Raw genomic sequence first — 18,477 nt, 5'->3', positions numbered from 1 at the left:
GTGCCCGAGCCTATGAGCCCGCAAAGCCTCTGAGACGCAAACCTGCAAAAAATTTTGATTGGCCGACTCTGCCTGAGCCGCTGTGATGTCGAAGTGAATGATCATTATTGTTGGGCAGCTTGAAAGAAGCCATACGGCCAGTTTATTAGCTCGCCGTCGTTTCCAAATCTTGCAATCTCGACCGCCGTCACGCGAGCGTCTTCATCGCGTGCGTCAAAGACGAGTATTTGCACATTCTCCGGATCGAGTTTCTTATCCGCTATGAGTTCGCCTAAGCGGTTCACAAATGTTTCGCTGTGCGTCTCGACAACGAAGTGGAGCGGCTCTCCTGACGGGAAATCCTTTGCGTGCCCCGAAATTGCGTCGGCTAGCAACGCTTGATGAGCGGGATGCAGATGCAACTCTGGTTGTTCGATAGCTAAAATTGATAAGCGTTCACGTCGGCGAAGACGATTGTCGCTAAGCCGCGGCCTTCGTGCTGCCCACCAAATCTGTCCGAGAACGGGAAGGATTTGAGAAACACCATAGCCCGTGTCGACGATGTTTGTTGAGTAGCTGCCTTCCAAAAGATTGATACTCAAATGTCCTTCGCTCGACTTTATTTCAATCCGATAATTGAACAAATCCTGCACCCAGTTGGACAGTTCGGCCAGCCGGTGCGGCCCCAATGAATTTAGGAACATAGGAAAATTCGTTCCGTTCGGATCGATTTCCGATACAGCTAGGTCTTGATAGCGGTAGTACCTTTCGCTCCGCACTCGAGCCGGACCAATGTACAGCGTGTTTGCCAGAACATCTCGCAGATGTCCGGATAATCTATTCAAAATCTGGATTAGTCGGTTGGCGTGATAGATGCGATGCAGGGTGTCAAACATCGATCGAGCATCATTAGTCGCCGCGTCTGACAAAAGGCCTTTGAAGTACTGAGCTGCCTGGATGTCATTCGACAGCTTCAATAAGGTCTCCTTGTCAAATGTAGGAAGCATTAAGAGAGCGGTTGCGTATCGATCCAACGTATCCTGCTTGGTGCTGCCATGGAGAAACGGTCGCAATGCTCTGCCCATTGCGTCCAACAAAACGAGATGATCTCGCAAATAGACTCTATTCTGTGGAGGAGAGCCGGGGTCCTTGGGGCGGAGTAACAGTTCGGGAAACACCGTGCCTTGGAACAGTTTCAGATCGTAATCGGAGAAATATTCGAGAGCGCTGAGGCCATTGATCGTTAGTGAAAAGAGTTCGTTGGAGTCGTTCAGCCGCGCGTCGTAAAGAACTCCGTCCGTAACGTTTAGGATCCGAAAGGCGGCAATGTGAGTCTGTTCGTTTGGTGCAGCTTGGACGGCGGGATATTTCAAGACACCGATATCGACTTCCAGCTCGATCTTGAGATTGCGTTGAGGCTCGGCAGAGTAGGAACGAACATCGGGCGGAAAGCGCAAATCATCCAATGCAAAGATGAAGGTGATCGTCTTTTGCACGTTGTTATCCGACACGGCCCCATGAAACGAGCCGAAGTCGACGAGATCACCGAACCAGAGCACAGGTGAGCTGGTTTTCGTCATTAACGACTGTCTAAGCAGCGGAAAGGCTCTGAGGAATGAGCTTTTCCCGCTGCTATTTCGTCCGACGAGAATGGTGATTGGCTTGATTTCGACGGGCGGGACAGACACGAGCCGCCTGAGATTTCTGAGTCCGAAACTCAGCATGAGTTGCCTTTACCTTGTGTGACACCGGCATCGACGCGGGAAAACCTTCAACTGTCAAGCGAGTTGAGGTCGCCCCCACAATTTTCCGATCGGATAGCTAACGCCGACGCGCGGCTCCGCGAAAGCCTCTCGCGCGACCTAATCTAAACCTAATCTCGTTGCGTGAGCTGTCTGACCCGAAAAGGTCATAACCGTTTGATTTTGTTGGTGAGCGCGCTGGGGCTCGAACCCAGGACCCCGTGATTAAAAGTCACGTGCTCTACCGGCTGAGCTACGCGCTCCCATGGCCGCGGATGGCTTTCAAGATCGATCGCCATCGTCTTCGGACATTCGAGAAGCATGTCTTGCCGCTGCGCTGAAGCTCGCGTCGCGGGGAAAAACCGGCTGTTTCCGGATCATGCTTTCGGCCCGCGCTGTGTAGGGTGAGTGGCTGCTGAGGTCAATAGCGCGGGTGGCTGCCGCAACTCTTGGCAGGAGCGGGGATTTGCTCGCGGTGTCCGCAGCTTAAGCCGGAATTTTCAACCCGATTGGCGGCCCGCTATCCACTCCGAACGCTGCCTGTGGCTTGGCGGCGCGGAGGTTTCGCCCGCGCCGAGAAGCCATCCGGCCGTCAGTTCGCCTCGCGCCTGACCTCGTTCGGCACGGCTTGCGGCGTGCCGGCGGGAGTCGGCAGGGCGACCGGGCGCAGGCCAATCAGCTCGGCGGTGCGGATCGCGCTGTCGCGCCAGAACTGGAACGAGTTGATGCGGCTGAGCTCGAGGATGGCGATGGCGACCGCGGCCAGGAACGGCAGGCTTTGCAGCACCAGCACGCCGGCGAAGATGTAGATCTCGGTGATCTGCCGGAAACTGTTGGAGGCGATCAGCACGCCGGCGCCGATCAGGAGCAGGGCGCCGATCACGGCCTCCCAGAACGCCTGGAACTCGATCGACATCCTGGACAGGCCGCCCTTGGAGGTGCGCGCGAAGGCGATGTGCTCGGTGATCAGTCCCTGCGCGACCGCGCGCGACACCGTCCACTGCACGCTCATCGCCGCGATCATCGCGCCCAGCATCTGGCCGGGTTTGATCGCGACGCGCGCCCGGTACATCGACAGGAAATGCGCCAGCGAGACGACGAAGGCGCCGATGATCGGCAGCGTCAGGATCTTGTCGGGGATGGCGATGTCGGCAAAGGCAACGATCGGCACCCAGACGAGGTTGAGCAGCGCCACGACCACGCCGAGGCTTTCGGCGCCCAGCCAGTTCAGCCAGCCGAGGCCGTATTCGCGCTTCTGGTCCGGCGTCAGCCGGCTCCGGCCGGGCAGGAAGTGCCGCCAGTGCTTCTTCACGATCTGGAGGCCGCCATAGGCCCAGCGGTGACGCTGCTTCTTGAAGGCCTCGTACGTGTCGGGCAAGAGGCCCTGGCCGTAGCGGTGGTTGGTGTAATGCGTGACCCAGCCGAGCTCCTGGATCGCAAGGCCGAGATCGCTATCCTCGCAGATCGTGTCGCTCGACCAGCCGCCGGCCATGTCCATCGCGGCGCGGCGGATCAGGCACATCGTGCCGTGCACAATGATGGCGTTGGCCTCGTTGCGCTGGACCATGCCGATGTCGAAGAAGCCGGCATATTCGCCGTTCATGATGTAGTGCATGATCGACAGGTCGCCGTCGCGATGTTCCTGCGGCGCCTGCACGAGGCCGACGCGCGGGTCGGCGAAAGCCGGCACGAGGTCCTTCAGCCAGTCGGGATCGACGACATAGTCGGCATCGAGGATGCCGATGATCTCGGCATCGACGGCGGTGCGGTCCATCGCGATGCGCAGCGCGCCGGCCTTGAAGCCCTGCACCTTCTCGGCGTTGATGAACTTGAAGCGTTCGCCAAGCGCGCGGCAGTGGTCCTGGATCGGCTGCCAGAAAGCGGGATCCGGCGTGTTGTTGATGATGACCACGCATTCGTAGTTCGGGTAGTTCAGCCGCGACAGCGCATCGAGCGTCTGCTTGAGCATCTCGACCGGCTCGAAGTAGGCCGGGATGTGGATCGAGACCTTCGGGTAGTAATTTTCGGGAACGTTCTCGACCGGCTTGCTCTTGGCGAGCAGCCGCTGCGGCGGCCGGCCGAAGGCGACGGCCGCGATCTCGTCGATGCGCGCCATCGCGATCAGCACCAGCGGAACAAGCAGGATCATGCCGAGCGTCAGCGCGAAGGCCGAGCCGAAGATGAAATAGTGCCCGTTCCAGAACGCGAACACGGTGGCGGCCCAGGCGCCGACGCCGTTGGCGGTCGCCGACAGCAGGAACGCCTGCTTGGCGGTCGGCTGCTGCAGCCGCAGGATCGGAAGCGACAAGAGGACGCCGACCAGCAGCGCGATCGTCATCAGCTTCCAGTAATCAGGGTTCTCCACCGGGCCGGTCCAGGCGAATTTCGGCTCGCGGCTGGCGTTGAGGATGCCCCAGTACGGACCGACGCCGCCTTCGAAGAACTTCCAGGGCTGATCGATCGCTTCGACGATGTTGTATTCCATGCCGATGGCTTCGGCGCGGCTGACGAAGTTGCGCAAGGTCAGCGCCTGCTGGAACGGACCGGGGTCGGCGTTGCGTAAGTTGTAGCCCTGGCTCGGCCAGCCGAACTCGGCGATCACGATGCGCTTGCCGGGGAACAGGTTCCGCAACAGGTTGTAGCGGTCGACGGCCTGGTCGACCGCCTGGTCCGAGCGGAAGTTTTCCCAATAGGGCAGCACGTGCGCGGCGATGAAATCGACGTTGGAGGCAAGGTCCGGATTGTCGCGCCAGATGTTCCAGATCTCGCCGGTCGTGACGGGCACGCGGACCGAGCCCTTGACCTTCTTGATCATGTCGATGAGGTCTTCGACCTTCTGCTCGCCGCGGTAGATCACCTCGTTGCCGACCACGACGCCGACGACGTTGCTGTTCTTGCGGGCAAGCTCGATGGCGGCCTTGATCTCGCGCTCGTTGCGATCCTTGTCCTTGTCGATCCAGGCGCCGACGGTGACCTTGAGACCGAACTCGGCCGCGATCGCCGGCACCAGTTCCACGCCGCCGGTGGACGAATAGAGGCGGATCGCGCGCGTCATCGTCGACAGCGTCTTCAGGTCGGCGCGGATTTTCTCGACGGTCGGGATGTTGTCGATGTCGGGATGGGCCGAGCCTTCGAACGGCGCGTAGGAGACGCTGGGGAGCAGACCCCTGAAGTCGGGCGCGGGTTCCTTGTCGCGCAAGACTCCCCACAGCCCAGCGTGAAGCGCGGACACAAGCAACAGAACGGCGGCGACAACGCGCATCGCGGCTAAACCAAAAGGGGCTGGGGTGGCAGGGAAGCGGATCTGACCCCGAGATCCGACCGAGTCCGCGGCAAATGGAGCATATCTCTGCCGCGCGGTTTCACAACTGTCATGGCCTCATGTCCTTATGAGGGCATGTCCTTTTTCGAAGAACGCGTCGCAGTGCCAATCGTTTCTATGGCCGGTCGTTCATGAACGGAGGCTGAAGCGACCCGCTGCTATTTCTGGGGCGCCGGTGTCGGGCTTGCCGCAGGCGCGGGGCTCGCGGCGGGCTGCGGGGCCTGCGCGTTGCCTGATGTCGGCGCTGCCGGCTGGGATGCCGCGGCCGCCGCCTGCTGCGGCTGGGAGGCCGGATTGATCCAGCACGCGTGCACACGGCTGTCCAGGGTCTCGGCGACCTTGGGATCGATCTGGCCGCCGAAGCGGGTCAGGCAGCGGAAGGCGGCCTGGATGTGGCCGCCGGGGCAGCCGAAGCGGTCGTAGAGGTCGAGGTGGCGGAACGCGGTATCGAGGTCATCCCGCCACATCAGCCGCACCACGCGCCGGCCGAGCCAGACGCATTCGGGGTTGCCGGCCGGGCCGTTGATGACCTGGGCGGCTTCGGCGAACTCGTCGGTGCGGCGCTGGTTCTGGGCGGCGTCCTTGGCGGCGGCGTCGGCGGGCTGGGCGGCGGCTTTGCCCTGATCGGGGGCGGGCGTGCCGCTCTGGGCGGAGGCGCCAGCGAGACCAGCCAGGGCCAGAAGAGAGGAGACGGCCAAGGTGGCGGCGAACTGCCGCAGGACCGCATTTCGTGACTGACGCACCCGTTGCCGCATGAATTCCCCAACTTCTCCGCTGACCGCCCGCGTCAGGATCCCGCGGACGCGTCGGTGATGGCGTCCAAATGGGTCTCCAATGCGGCGGAAAATTCCCGGCCAGTTGCATGACCTGTATTTCGAATTTTGTCCAGCAAAGTCACGATCCTAGACCTCTGTCGAACGGCCGCAGGTAAATTCCTTGGGGGAGGGAGGGATCCGCTCCGAACCACCCCCTTGGCAGATGGCGCGCGAGCAGGTAATCGACGGCGCTTCGCGGAGGACGGAACCGATTTTACTTCGTACGCCACTGGCGCTTCTGCTCGTTTCACTGGGTGCGATTGCTGCCGTGTGGTGGTGGCTGGCCACGCCAATCACGCTCGCGCGCGCCCCGATCGACCCCGCCGACAAGGTTCAGTGCGTCTCCTACGCGCCGTTCCGCGGCGAGCAATCGCCGCTGAACGCATGGACCCATATCGAGGCCGACCAGATCGAGCAGGACCTGCGCCAGCTCAAGGAGATCACCGACTGCGTCCGCACCTATTCGATGGAGAACGGGCTCGACCAGGTTCCGGCGATCGCCGCCAAGGTCGGCGGGCTCAAGGTGCTCCAGGGCATCTGGCTCTCCAGCAACCGCGCCAAGAATTTTGAGCAGGTCGCGCTCGCCGTTCGCCTCACGAAGGAATACCCCGACATCATCACCTCGGTCATCGTTGGCAACGAGGTGCTGCTGCGCGGCGAGATGACGACGGCCGACCTCGTCTCCTTCATCCGCGCGGTGAAGGTGCAGGTTCGCGTGCCCGTCACCTATGCCGACGTCTGGGAGTTTTGGCTCAGGAATCGCGAAGTCTACGAGGCCGTCGACTTCGTGACGATCCACATCCTGCCCTATTGGGAAGACGTTCCGGTGCGCGCGAAATTCGCGGCCGCCCATGTCGAACAGATCCGCGAGCGCATGGCGGTGGCGTTTCCGGGCAAGGAAATCCTGATCGGCGAAACCGGCTGGCCGAGCGAAGGGCGCATGCGCGAGGGCGCGCTGCCGTCGCGCACCAACCAAGCGCGCGTGGTCTCTGAAATCCTGAGCCTTGCGAAGGCGCAGAAGTTCCGCGTCAACCTGATCGAGTCCTACGACCAGCCGTGGAAGCGCAAGCTGGAAGGTACCGCGGGCGGCTATTGGGGTCTCTATGACTCCGTGCGCCGGAACCTGAAATATCCGCCGGGCGAGCCGATCAGCAATTTCCCGTACTGGAAATGGTACATGGGCGCGGGTATGGGCCTTTGCGCGCTGGTGTTCGCGGTCGCTATCATCACGCTGCGCCGGCGGCCCTGGACGCCGCGCTTCTCGACCTGGCTCGGCGTCGCCATCTCGGCGACCACGGCAGGCGTCCTGCTCGGGGTCGGCGCCGACAAGGTGTACTATGAGAGCTACGGCTGGGGCGGCTGGCTGCACTGGGGTGCGCTGCTCGCCGCCGGCATCCTGTCGCCGATCTTCTGCGCGCAGGCGCTGGTGATCGGCCGCAGCCTGCCGACCTTCCTTGATCTGCTCGGCCCGAGCGAGGGGCGGAAATGGTCAAAGCTCACCGCCGTGCTCGGCCTCACGCTGGCGGTGACGGCGGTGATCGCGGCACAGACCGCGCTCGCCTTCGTGTTCGACCCGCGCTACCACGACTTCCCCTACGCCGCGCTGACGATGGCGGTGGTGCCGTTCGCGATCCTGATGCTGAACCGGCCGCAGATCGGCGTGCGTCCGATCGCGGAAGCGGTGTTCGCAGGCGTGCTCGCGCTGTCGGCCGCCTATGTGCTCTTCAACGAAGGCCGCGACAACTGGCAGTCGCTGTGGACCTGCGCGATGTATCTCTTGTTCGCGCTCACGCTGTGGCGGGCGCGGGCCGAGCAAAGCCAAGAATGAGCAGGCCGATCGCGAGGCCCGACAGCACGACATTGTAGAGCACGATGCCGAGGCCGGCGGCGACAACGCCGACGGTGAGCAGCACGATCGACGGCCGCATCAGGTTCAGCGTCGCCACCACCAGCGCGACGATGCCGAACACCGAATTCTTGAACAGTACGGTCGAGACCGAACGCGCCTTGCACATCAGGGTCTGCAAGCCGGCGTCGCAGGCGAGTCCGACGTTCGAGTTCTCGATGCCGAGATAGCGCAGATAGATCGCATAACCGACGGCTACGAAGCCGACAACGATCAGGAACTGCACCTGGTAGGGCGTGAGGCGGAAGGGCTTTTTTGTCATGCGCGCAATATGGTCGGGATGACGGGAGGGGGCAACAGGGGCGACCAACTTTTCTGTCCGTCGCTCGCAAGCCGTTACTGGTTAGCTACCCGATCCAATCGGCACGACCATTCCCTACCGCCTGAAGAACGACGACAACGTCGATCCCGCCGAGGCCGTCTCCGGCTTGGCCGGTGCTGCCGGCTGCGCCGCAGGTGCAGGCGCGGGCTCCTCGCGCTTCGACGAGCGCTTTGAGGAATAGCTGCGGCGGCGCTTGTCCGGCTTGGCTGTGGGGGCGGGCGCAGGTGCGGTCTCGGCTTGCGGCGCCGCATCCGGATTCTTCTCGGCGTTCTTTTCCTGAATCCGGTCCTGAGACTTTTCTTGTCCCTTTTCCGAACCGCCGCGCATCGATAGCCGCTGGCCGTCGAACACGGTGGTCTCGCAGTGACGGTCGTTCTCGGCGAGACCCGCGCAGAGCTTTGCTGCGGCGGCCGCGTTGATCAGCGGGCCGGCGCCCAGTCGCAGATGCATGCCGAGGCCGGTGGTGCCTTCCTTGATCATGATGATCGGCCGCAGCGTGGCAACTTCCGGATTCGATTTGGTCACGCCGCGCCAGAGCGCGCGCAGGCCGTCGATCGAGTTGGCGCCGCCGAGATCGATCGCAAAGCGCGTTTGCTGAACCGCGATCGCGGGAGCCTCGCTTTCGGTTGCCTCCGGCGGCTTGGCTGATGCGGCTGCGATTTCGGTCGGGGCGGGTGTCGGCTCGGGCTTCTTCTCGGCGGTCTTCTCGGTTGTCTTTTCAGTCGTCTCGGGCTGAGTCAATTTCGACGCGGCGGGATCAGGCGGCGCCATGATCGACTTGGAGGGCACTAGCGGAAGCATCGGCAGCGCCGATGTCGTCGCCGGCGACTGCTGCACGAGGGAGGCGGCGGCCGCGCTCTGCGGCGGCGGGCTCGACGGCTCCTTCGCAGTCTCCTTCACTGTGTCTTTGGTCGGCTCCTTCGCCTGCTCCTTTGCGGCTGCCGCGCGCGGCTTGTCGCTGGATGGAGATGGCATCGAGGCGACCGGCGCGACGCTGGGCGCCGCAGGCTGCGCGTCGGGCGCCGGCGTGTCCTGCGGCTTCGCGGTCTGCCTGGCGATGGCGCCGGTGACGGAATCGAGCCCCTGCTCGAGCACGGTGACGCGCGAATAGAGCCGGTCGCGATCAGCGTTCAGTGTCTCGACGGCGGCGGCGAGGCGGCGCGCCTCGTTCTGGCTTTCCCTGGTCAGTAGCTGGAGCCGGTCGGCCTGGCGCACGAGATCGGCGGACGCCACCTGGTCGCGCCGCCAGCCGAGCTGGGCCTGGTTGGCCATCACCGCGATGACGACGGCGCCGACGGCCGCAACGCCCCAGGAGCCCAGCCGCCACATCATGCGGCGGTCGAACGCGCTTTCCTCGGCCAGAAGTCCGGAGAACAGCCCGCCAGTCTCCTTGGTGCCGAAGGCATCCGCCAGTGGGTCGGAATCCTTTGCCATGAACGTTAAGTGCCCAGCCCCGTTCAGCTTCCCCGAATCAATCAGGGAACATTAACAGGAAAAGCGTGTCGCACTTGAATTCCGGGCGTTTGCGGGGGTAGCAAGGCGGGCAGCATGAGGGCGGCCTGCCGCCTGCCGCGCCAGTTGATTCGGCCGTATCTGACAGGATCTCGATGACCGCCCGCTCCAGCCTCACGATCGTGCTCGCCGCCGGCGAAGGCACGCGCATGCGCTCACACCTGCCGAAAGTGCTGCATCCCGTCGCTCACCAGACGCTGCTCGCCCATGTGCTCGCCGCCGCTCCCGAGGGAACCGGCACCTCGCTCGCCGTCGTGATCGGCCCGGATCATCAGGCGGTTGCCGATGAGGCGAGGCGCATCCGCCCCGATGCGCTCACTTTCGTGCAAGCCGAACGGCTCGGCACCGCGCATGCGGTGCTGGCAGCGCGCGAGGCGATCGCGCGCGGCGTGGACGACCTCTTGATCGCCTTCGGTGACACGCCGCTGATTTCGGCCGAGACCTTTGCGCGTCTGCGCGCGCCGCTGGCCAACGGCGCCGCGCTCGCCGCGCTCGGCTTCCGCGCCGCGGACCCCGCCGGCTATGGCCGCTTCATCGTCGAGGGCGACCGCCTGGTCGCGATCCGCGAGCAGGCCGATGCCAGCGCGGACGAGCGCAAGATCGATCTGTGCAACGCCGGCGTGATGTCGATCGACGGGCGCCGCGCGCTCGCGATCCTGGATAAAATCGGCAATGCGAATTCCAAGGGCGAATATTATCTGACGGATGCGGTCGAGATCGTCCGCGAACAGGGATGGGAGTCCGTGGTGATCGAGACCAGCGAGGACGAGGTGCGCGGCATCAACACCAAGGCGCAGCTCGCGGAAGCCGAAAGCGTGATGCAGGCGCGCTTGCGCAAGGCGGCGATGGAGGCCGGCGTGACGCTGATTGCGCCCGAGACCGTTTATCTGTCCGCCGACACCGTGTTCGGCAAGGACGTCACCATCGAGCCGTTCGTGGTGATCGGCCCGGGCGTCTCGATCGCCGACGGCACGGTGATCCACTCCTTTTCGCACATCGTCGAGACCACGCTCGGCAGGAACGTCTCGATCGGACCCTATGCGCGGCTCAGGCCCGGCACCTCGCTCGGCGACGGTGCGCGGATCGGCAATTTCGTGGAGACCAAAGCGGCGACGCTGGAGGCCGGCGTCAAGGTCAACCATCTCTCCTACATTGGGGACGCCACCGTCGGCGCCAATTCCAACATCGGCGCCGGCACCATCACCTGCAACTACGACGGCTTCAAGAAGCACAAGACCATCATCGGGCAAGGCGCCTTCGTCGGCACCAACTCCTCGCTGGTGGCGCCGGTGAAGATCGGCAACGGCGCCTATATCGGCTCCGGCTCGGTGATCACGCGCGACGTGCCCGACGACGCGATGGCGCTCGAGCGCAACCAGCAGACCATCAGGGAAGGCGGCGCGGCGCGCTATCGCGAGATGAAGACGCGCGGCAAGAAGCCGGAGAAGTGAGCGCTATTCGTCGTCGGCGAATTCGGAGAAGATCGCGCGGGTCAGGCGCCAGCCGCGCGGCTTGGCGCGCTTGGCCGGCTCGCCCTGCGGGTGCTTGGTGAAGACGGGCTTGCTTTCCTTGCCGCGCTGGGGCGGCGGCCAATGGGCGAGGTGCGTGCCCGTGGTCTCGCTGGCACGCAGATACAACGACGACAGACCTTTGCGGTCGGATGAGCCTTTCATGGCCTTGTTCTCCTGACCGGAATCGTTGGTCAAACTTGTTGACAACAAGTTAACGTGCGGGGTTAAAGGCCGGCCACATCGACGCAGGCCGGGCAATGGCGCCGGCGAATGCTGTCTCAATCAGCAATAATTATTGAGTATCTGGTTCCTTAGGAACTTCGCTAAAAACTGAGCGCGTCGTTTTGGCGATTTTTCGACGATTTGGGGGATATTGATCCGCATGTGCGGGATTGTCGGCATTCTCGGGCGCGAACCGGTTGCAGAGCAATTGGTGGATTCGCTCAAACGTCTTGAATATCGCGGCTACGACTCCGCGGGCGTCGCCACGCTCGAAGGCAGGCATCTCGAGCGCCGCCGCGCCGAGGGCAAGCTGAAGAATCTGGAGAAGCGGCTGGAAGCCGAGCCGCTGAAGGGCACGACCGGCATCGGTCACACCCGCTGGGCCACCCACGGCAAACCGACCGTCAACAACGCCCATCCGCATGCGACCGAGCGCGTCGCCGTGGTCCACAACGGCATCATCGAGAATTTCCGCGAGCTGCGCGAGGAGCTCGAGAAGAACGGCACGGTGTTTCACACCGAGACCGACACCGAGATCGTGCTGCATCTCGTCGACGACCTGCTCACGCGCGGCAACAAGCCGGTCGAGGCGGTGAAGCTGGCGCTGGCGCGGCTGCGCGGTGCGTTTGCGCTCGGCTTCATCTTCGCCGGCGACAACGATCTGATGATCGGCGCCCGCAACGGCCCGCCGCTCGCGATCGGCTATGGCGACGGCGAGATGTATCTCGGCTCCGACGCCATCGCGCTCGGCCCGTTCACCGACACGATCAGCTATCTCGAGGACGGCGACTGGGTGGTGCTGACCCGCAATAGCGCCACGATTTTCGACAAGGACGGCCACGCGGTCCAGCGCGAGAAGATCAAGCACGCCGCCTCGACCTCGCTGGTGGACAAGGCCAATTACCGCCACTTCATGGCCAAGGAGATCCACGAGCAGCCGGAAGTGGTCGGCCACACGCTGGCACGCTACGTCGACATGGCGACCGAGCGCGTCTCGCTGCCGGTCAAGCTGCCGTTCGACTTCAAGAACATCCAGCGCATCAACATCACCGCCTGCGGCACCGCGAGCTATGCCGGCTTCGTCGCCAAATACTGGTTTGAGCGCTTCGCGCGCCTGCCGGTCGAGGTCGACGTTGCCTCCGAATTCCGCTACCGCGAGGCGCCCTTGCGCAAGGGCGACCTCGCCATCTTCATCTCGCAATCGGGCGAGACCGCCGATACGCTGGCCGCACTGCGCTATGCCAAGGCCGAGGGCGTGCACACGGTGGCCGTCGTCAACGTGCCGACCTCCACGATTGCGCGCGAGAGCGAGACGGTGCTGCCGACGCTGGCCGGACCCGAGATCGGGGTCGCCTCGACCAAGGCCTTCACCTGCCAGCTCATGGTGCTCGCAAACCTTGCGATCGCGGCCGGCAAGGCTAGAGGCGAATTGTCCGACGAGGACGAGACCAAGCTCGTCCACGGCCTCGTCGAGATCCCGCGCCTGATGTCGGATGCGCTCACCACGGAGCTCCAGATCGAGAAGCTGGCGCGCGAGATCGCGAAATCGCGCGACGTGCTCTATCTCGGCCGCGGCACCAGCTTCCCGCTCGCGCTCGAAGGCGCGCTGAAGCTGAAGGAGATCTCCTACATCCATGCCGAGGGCTACGCCGCCGGCGAGCTAAAGCACGGCCCGATCGCGCTGATCGACGAGACCATGCCGGTCGTCGTCATCGCGCCCTACGACCGGGTGTTCGAGAAGACGGTGTCGAACATGCAGGAGGTCGCCGCCCGCGGCGGCAAGATCATCCTGATGACCGACGCGAAGGGCGCGGCGGAGGCGACCGTCGAGTCGCTCGTCACCATCGTCATGCCCGACATGGCGGCGGCGTTCACGCCGATGGTCTATGCCGTCCCGGTGCAGCTGCTCGCCTATCATACGGCCGTCATCATGGGCACCGACGTCGACCAGCCGCGCAATCTCGCGAAATCGGTGACCGTGGAATAGGCAGAAGGGATCAGGCTGCGCTCTTCCAAAACCTGCTAGAAGACCCTAGCTTGAATGCAGCGACTGACCTGGAACCCGAATGACCACCCGCGACGACGCGCCTGCGCCGCTTGATCCCATCCCGGAACCGCATACCGGCCTGATGGGCCGCATCCGCAACTACTTCCTGACCGGCCTCGTGGTGACGGGGCCGATCGCAATCACTCTCTATCTGGTCTGGTGGTTCGTCACCTGGGTCGACGGCGTGGTGCGGCCGTTCGTGCCGCTGGCCTATCGACCGGAAACCTATCTGCCGTATGTCGTCCCCGGCTGGGGACTGATTGTCGCATTCTTCACGCTGACGCTGGTCGGCTTCCTCGCGGCCAACCTGATCGGCCGGACGCTGGTCGATGTCGGCGAGACCTTCCTCGGCCGCATCCCGGCGGTGCGCGCCATCTACCGCGGTCTGAAGCAGGTGTTCGAGACGCTGTTCTCGGGCAAGGGCTCGAGCTTCCGCAAAGTCGGCCTGGTCGAGTTTCCGTCGCCGGGCATGTGGTCGATCGTGCTGATCTCGCAGTCGCCGAATGAAGAGGTCGCGCGCAGCCTGCCCGGGCAGGAGGAGCACGTCTCGGTGTTCCTGCCGTGCTCGCCGAACCCGACCACGGGCTTCTTCTTCTACGTGCCCAAGAGCAAGATCGTCGAGGTCGACATGAGCACCGAGGATGCCGCGACCCTGATCATGTCGGCCGGCGTGGTGCAGCCGGGCGCGGCACCCGACCCGAAGAAGGCCGCGGCGCTCGCGGGCATGGCGAATGCCGCGCGCATCGCCAATGCGTCGGCACTCCAGCCCCAGCCTGCGAAGGTGGAGTAGGGCCATTCCCCTGCGGGATGGCCGCGATCACGCCAGGCCTCGCATCGTCTGCTAGTCTTCCGGTTGAATCGGGCGCATCGCTCGGTGTTCGACCTGGAGTGCACGATGTCCAAGACGACGTCAAAGACCATTGCGATCCTCGCGCCCGGTGCCATGGGCAGCGCCGTGGCCCGCCGCCTCAGCGAAAACGGAGCGCGCGTGCTGACGTCGTTGAAGGGGCGAAGCGAAGCGACGCAAAAACGCGCGGCGGATGCCGGCATGATCGGCGCGGACGACGAGGCGATCGCCGAGGCCGACATCATCCTCTCGATCGTGCCGCCGGGCGAGGCCGTTGCACTCGCCGAGCGCCTCGCCGCGCTGATCGTCCGGCGCGCGAAGAAGCCCGTCGTGGTCGATTGCAACGCCGTCAATGTCGACACCGTGCTTAGGATCGAGGAGATCATCGGCTCGGCGCAGGCGCCGTTCGTCGATGCCGGCATCATCGGCTTCCCGCCGCAGCCCGGCGGCAAGAGCCCGGCCTTCTACATGTCCGGCCAGCACGCCGGCGAGGTGGCCGTTCTGAAGGACCTCGGCCTCGACGTGAGGATCGTCGAAGGCCCGGTCGGCGCTGCTTCCGCGCTCAAGATGTCCTACGCCGGCATCGTCAAGGGCCTGGCCGGCATCGGCTCGGCCATGGTGATCGCGGCAACGAAAGCAGGCGCCGCGGATGCGCTGCGCGACGAGCTCGCACTGAGCCAGCCCGCGGTCCTGGCCCGGCTCGAAGTCGCGCTGCCGGACATGATCCCGAAGGCCTATCGTTGGGTTGCGGAGATGCGGGAGATTTCCGGATTCCTCGGCGCCGATCATCCGGCCAGCCAGATCTACGAGGGCTTTGCGCGCTGGTTCGAGCACCTCGCCGAGGACGCGAAAGGCGAGGCGGTGGATGCCGGGCTGATGAAGGCGTTTGCTGCGAGCATCGCGCAGAAGAAGGTCTAGTCGTCCGGTCTCACGTCGTTGACTTGCCGTCCATTGGCGCGGAATCCAAAAATCCCTGGACGTCCCGGTCGCGTTTCAGGCGCACGACCGGGACGTCAGCGCATGGCGGGAAGGTTGCATGAAGTCGGCCGCGGCGAAAGGGCAAGTCTTCTGAAACGGCTCTATCCACGTCGTCATTGCGAGGCTCATCTGTTATTGTCTCTGCGGAAGCAGGTCTTCTGCAACGGGAGTTCGAATGAGAGTGCTGGTGATCGGTGCAGGAGCGCTCGGAGGTTATTACGGAGCTTGCCTGGCCCGGGCAGGCGGCGACGTGACCTTTCTGGTGCGGCCCGCGCGGGCCGAGCAGTTGCGGCGGGATGGATTGCAGGTCGTGAGCCCGCACGGCGACTTTGCCGTGCAGCCGAAGATCATCCTGGCAAGCGATCTCAAGGAGCCGTTCGACGTTGTGCTCGTCGGGGTGAAATCCTATTCGCTCGACGATGCGATGGCCCAGTTTGCTCCGGCAGTCGGCGCCAACACGATGATTCTGCCGATACTCAACGGGTTGAAACATATCGACGCTCTGACTGCGCGGTTCGGCGCGGCGCGTGTCCTCGGCGGGTTGGCGAATGTCAGTGCCGGCCTCGATGCGGATGGCCGTGTCGTTCAGTTCATGGCCAATCAGACGATTGTGTTTGGCGAGATCAAGGGTTCGTTGAGCGAGCGTGCGCTCGCGCTGGAGGCACTGCTCCAGGTCCCCGGCATCGACGTGCGCGCCAGCGAAGCGATCATGCAGGACATGTGGGAGAAATTCGTCCAGCTCAGCACGCTGGCCGGCATCACCTGCCTGATGCGCGCAAGCATCGGAGACATCCTGGCCGTGCCGAACGGCGAACAGTCTATCTTTCGGTTATTCGCGGAATGCTGCACCGTTGCGACGGCTTCGGGGTTCGAGCCGCGCGCCCCGTTCATCGAGTTTGACCGAAAACTCTTCACGACCCTGGACTCGCCGCTCAAGGCCTCGATGCTGCGCGATATCGAGCGCGGCTCGATCACCGAGGCGGAGCACATCCTCGGCGATATGGCCAATCGTGCCCGTGCGCTGGGCATCGACACACCGCTGCTGGATCTCGCCCGCGCGCATGTGGCGGCCTACGAAGTGGGGCGCCGAAGAGCAGCAGGCTAACCCGCGCCAATCAGCGGGATCGCTTCGTCGCGCTCGTAGAGATACAAGAGGCACCTGAGCGCCTCGCCGCGCTCGCCCTTCAGCTTCGGATCGTCCTTGAGGATGCGTAGCGCCTCGTCGCGGGCCTGGGTGATGAGCTGGCCGTGCACCTCCGAGCGCGCGATGCGGTAGCCGGGCAGGCCGCTCTGGCGCACGCCCAGCACGTCGCCTTCGCCGCGCAGCTTCAAATCCTCCTCGGCGATGCGGAAGCCGTCGGTGGTCTCGCGGATCACCTTCAGCCGTGCCTTCGACATCTCGCCGAGTGGCTCCGAGTAGAGCAGCAGGCAGGTCGAGGCCTCCGAGCCGCGCCCGATGCGGCCGCGCAGCTGGTGGAGCTGGGCGAGGCCGAAGCGTTCGGCGTTCTCGATCACCATGATGGTGGCGGCCGGCACGTCGACGCCGACCTCGACCACGGTGGTCGCGACCAGCAGCCCGATCTCGTGGGCGGCGAACTGGCCCATGACGCGGTCTTTCTCGGTTCCCTTCATCTGGCCGTGGACGAGGCCGACCCGGTCGCCGAAACGCTTCTGCAAATTCTCGAAACGTTTGGTCGCATTGGTGAGGTGCTCGGTGCCCTCGGCCTCGGATTCCTCGACCAGCGGGCAGATCCAGTAGACCAGCTTGCCAGCCTGGAGCGCGCGGCCGATGCTATCCGTGACCTCGTTGAGGCGGCTCATCGAGATGGTGCGGGTCTCGATCGGCTGGCGGCCGGCGGGCTTTTCGCGCAGCTCGCTGATGTCCATGTCGCCGAAATAAGTCAGCACCAGCGTGCGCGGGATCGGGGTTGCGCTCAGCACCAGCACGTCAACGGCTTCGCCCTTCGAGGTCAGCGCGAGCCGTTCGCGCACGCCAAAGCGGTGCTGCTCGTCGACCACGGCGAGCGCGAGGTCCCGGAAGATCACGTCGTCCTGGATCAGCGCATGGGTGCCGACGAGCAGGTCGATCTCGCCCTCGGCAAGCTGGGCGATGATCTCGCGCCGTTCTTTGCCTTTTTCTCGGCCGGTGAGGATCGCGACCCGTAAGCCCGCGCGCTCGGCGAGCGGCGCGATGGTCTTGATGTGCTGGCGCGCCAAAATTTCCGTCGGCGCCATCAGCGCGGCCTGCTTGCCGACTTCGGCCACCGCTGCGGCCGCCAGCAGCGCGACCACGGTCTTGCCGGAGCCGACGTCGCCCTGGAGCAGCCGCAGCATGCGCACCGGCTGTTGCAGATCGCTCGCGATCGCCGCGGCGGCGTCGCGCTGGGACAGCGTCAACGCATAGGGCAGGGCGTCGATGATCTTGTTGCGCAGATGCCCGTCGCCGGCATTGCGTATGCCTGCTGGGCGGCGCAATTGCGCGCGGATCAGGGCCAGCGCGAGCTGGCCGGCCAGCAGTTCGTCGAAGGCGAGGCGCGACCAGAACGGCCGATCGGGCAAAATGTCCGTGAGCTCGACCGGCTGATGCACGCGGGTGAGGGCTTCCGCGATTGGCGGGAAGTGGCAGCGGCGCACCACCTCCGGGCTGATCCATTCCGGCAAGGCGGGCAATTTCTGAAGCGCTTGCGCGATTGCGCGGCGCAGTGAGCCGAGCGCGAGGCCCTCCGTCAGCGGATAGACCGGGTCGATCCCTGAGAGTTTTGAAATCGCCTCCTCGTCCAGCACGCGGTCGGGATGCACGATCTGGGGGATGCCGTCATACATCTGGAGCGTGCCGGAGACGTAGCGCTTCTCACCCACAGGCAGCAGCTTTTCGACATAGCCGGGCTTGGCGCGGAAGAAGGTCAGCACGACGTCGCCGGTCTCGTCGCTGGCGTAGACCAGATACGGCGCCCGCGCGTTGCGCGGCGGGGGCGGGCGGTGGCGGTCGACGGTCACCTCCAGCGTCACCATGGTTCCCTGCACGGCGTCGCGAATCTTCGGCCGGGCGCGGCGGTCGATGACCTGGCTCGGCAGGTGCAGCAACAGATCGACCAGCCGCGGCGTCTCGTTGCGGCTGAGCAGGTACTGCAGCAGCTTGTCCTGCTTCGGACCGACGCCGGGCAGGCTGGTCACGGGAGCAAACAGCGGATTGAGCAGGCTGGGGCGCATCGGGGGAATCTAGGATCGTTTCGGCCCGTCATGCCCGGCTTTATGCCGTGCATCCACGTCTTTT

The 18,477-nt window shown here is 64.3% G+C and carries 13 protein-coding genes and 1 tRNA gene; 6 read left to right on the top strand and 8 right to left on the bottom strand.

The genetic code is table 11. The annotated features are described in order from the left end of the window. Positions 1-104: 104 nt before the first annotated feature. The 4 genes from ACE10W_RS20475 to ACE10W_RS20460 form a co-directional block, all read right to left on the bottom strand. Positions 105-1,559: a DUF3696 domain-containing protein gene (locus ACE10W_RS20475; protein ID WP_375762731.1), complete on the bottom strand. Its 1,455-nt coding sequence runs from the start codon at positions 1,557-1,559 to the stop codon at positions 105-107. A gap of 349 nt (positions 1,560-1,908) precedes the next feature. Beyond that, positions 1,909-1,984 (bottom strand) — tRNA-Lys (locus tag ACE10W_RS20470). Positions 1,985-2,313: 329 nt separating this feature from the next. After that, on the bottom strand, positions 2,314-4,983 hold the full coding sequence (locus ACE10W_RS20465; protein WP_011087385.1) for a glycosyltransferase: 2,670 nt from the start codon (positions 4,981-4,983) through the stop codon (positions 2,314-2,316). 218 nt (positions 4,984-5,201) lie between these two features. After that, positions 5,202-5,798 (bottom strand): hypothetical protein, encoded by a 597-nt coding sequence (locus tag ACE10W_RS20460; RefSeq protein WP_011087384.1) that lies wholly within the window; start codon positions 5,796-5,798, stop codon positions 5,202-5,204. Between the two features lie 223 nt (positions 5,799-6,021). On the opposite strand from ACE10W_RS20460, the gene ACE10W_RS20455 reads away from it, so the two are divergent. After that, positions 6,022-7,686, top strand: coding sequence for a beta-(1-6) glucans synthase (locus ACE10W_RS20455; protein ID WP_375762730.1), 1,665 nt, complete (start codon positions 6,022-6,024; stop codon positions 7,684-7,686). Here ACE10W_RS20455 and ACE10W_RS20450 read toward each other — a convergent pair. Both ACE10W_RS20450 and ACE10W_RS20445 read right to left on the bottom strand, forming a co-directional pair. After that, positions 7,646-8,026, bottom strand: coding sequence for a hypothetical protein (locus tag ACE10W_RS20450; RefSeq protein WP_011087382.1), 381 nt, complete (start codon positions 8,024-8,026; stop codon positions 7,646-7,648). The two genes, ACE10W_RS20455 and ACE10W_RS20450, sit on opposite strands and share 41 nt — an antisense overlap. A 114-nt stretch (positions 8,027-8,140) precedes the next feature. After that, a complete protein-coding gene (locus ACE10W_RS20445) occupies positions 8,141-9,520 on the bottom strand; it encodes a hypothetical protein (RefSeq protein WP_375762729.1) in 1,380 nt (459 codons plus the stop codon). Positions 9,521-9,693: 173 nt separating this feature from the next. On the opposite strand from ACE10W_RS20445, the gene glmU reads away from it, so the two are divergent. Continuing rightward, entirely contained in the window at positions 9,694-11,049 is a 1,356-nt protein-coding gene (gene glmU / locus ACE10W_RS20440) for a bifunctional UDP-N-acetylglucosamine diphosphorylase/glucosamine-1-phosphate N-acetyltransferase GlmU (RefSeq protein WP_375762728.1), read from the top strand. Between the two features lie 3 nt (positions 11,050-11,052). Here glmU and ACE10W_RS20435 read toward each other — a convergent pair whose 3' ends face one another. Beyond that, positions 11,053-11,271 (bottom strand): hypothetical protein, encoded by a 219-nt coding sequence (locus tag ACE10W_RS20435; RefSeq protein ID WP_028173960.1) that lies wholly within the window; start codon positions 11,269-11,271, stop codon positions 11,053-11,055. Between the two features lie 220 nt (positions 11,272-11,491). Between ACE10W_RS20435 and glmS the strand changes: the two genes are divergently transcribed. The 4 genes from glmS (at position 11,492) to panE (ending at position 16,308) form a co-directional block, all read left to right on the top strand. After that, positions 11,492-13,318 carry a glutamine--fructose-6-phosphate transaminase (isomerizing) gene (glmS, locus tag ACE10W_RS20430; protein ID WP_304553525.1) on the top strand — a complete coding sequence of 609 codons (1,827 nt, stop codon included), beginning with the start codon at positions 11,492-11,494 and terminating at the stop codon, positions 13,316-13,318. A gap of 79 nt (positions 13,319-13,397) precedes the next feature. Then, positions 13,398-14,168: a DUF502 domain-containing protein gene (locus ACE10W_RS20425; RefSeq protein WP_011087377.1), complete on the top strand. Its 771-nt coding sequence runs from the start codon at positions 13,398-13,400 to the stop codon at positions 14,166-14,168. 105 nt (positions 14,169-14,273) lie between these two features. Beyond that, complete coding sequence (locus ACE10W_RS20420) at positions 14,274-15,143, top strand: DUF1932 domain-containing protein (protein ID WP_375762727.1); 870 nt, start codon at positions 14,274-14,276, stop codon at positions 15,141-15,143. A 235-nt stretch (positions 15,144-15,378) separates the two neighbouring features. Beyond that, positions 15,379-16,308, top strand: a complete 930-nt coding sequence (gene panE, locus ACE10W_RS20415) for a 2-dehydropantoate 2-reductase (protein ID WP_011087375.1) — start codon at positions 15,379-15,381, stop codon at positions 16,306-16,308. On the opposite strand, the gene recG is transcribed toward panE, so the two are convergent. Beyond that, a complete protein-coding gene (gene recG / locus ACE10W_RS20410; protein ID WP_375762726.1) occupies positions 16,305-18,413 on the bottom strand; it encodes an ATP-dependent DNA helicase RecG in 2,109 nt (702 codons plus the stop codon). The genes panE and recG overlap by 4 nt on opposite strands. Positions 18,414-18,477 lie beyond the last annotated feature (64 nt).

This window comes from Bradyrhizobium sp. B025 (assembly GCF_042257955.1).
In the GTDB taxonomy this organism is placed as follows: Bacteria; Pseudomonadota; Alphaproteobacteria; order Rhizobiales; family Xanthobacteraceae; genus Bradyrhizobium; species Bradyrhizobium diazoefficiens.
This window is presented reverse-complemented; position numbering and strand designations above follow the sequence as displayed.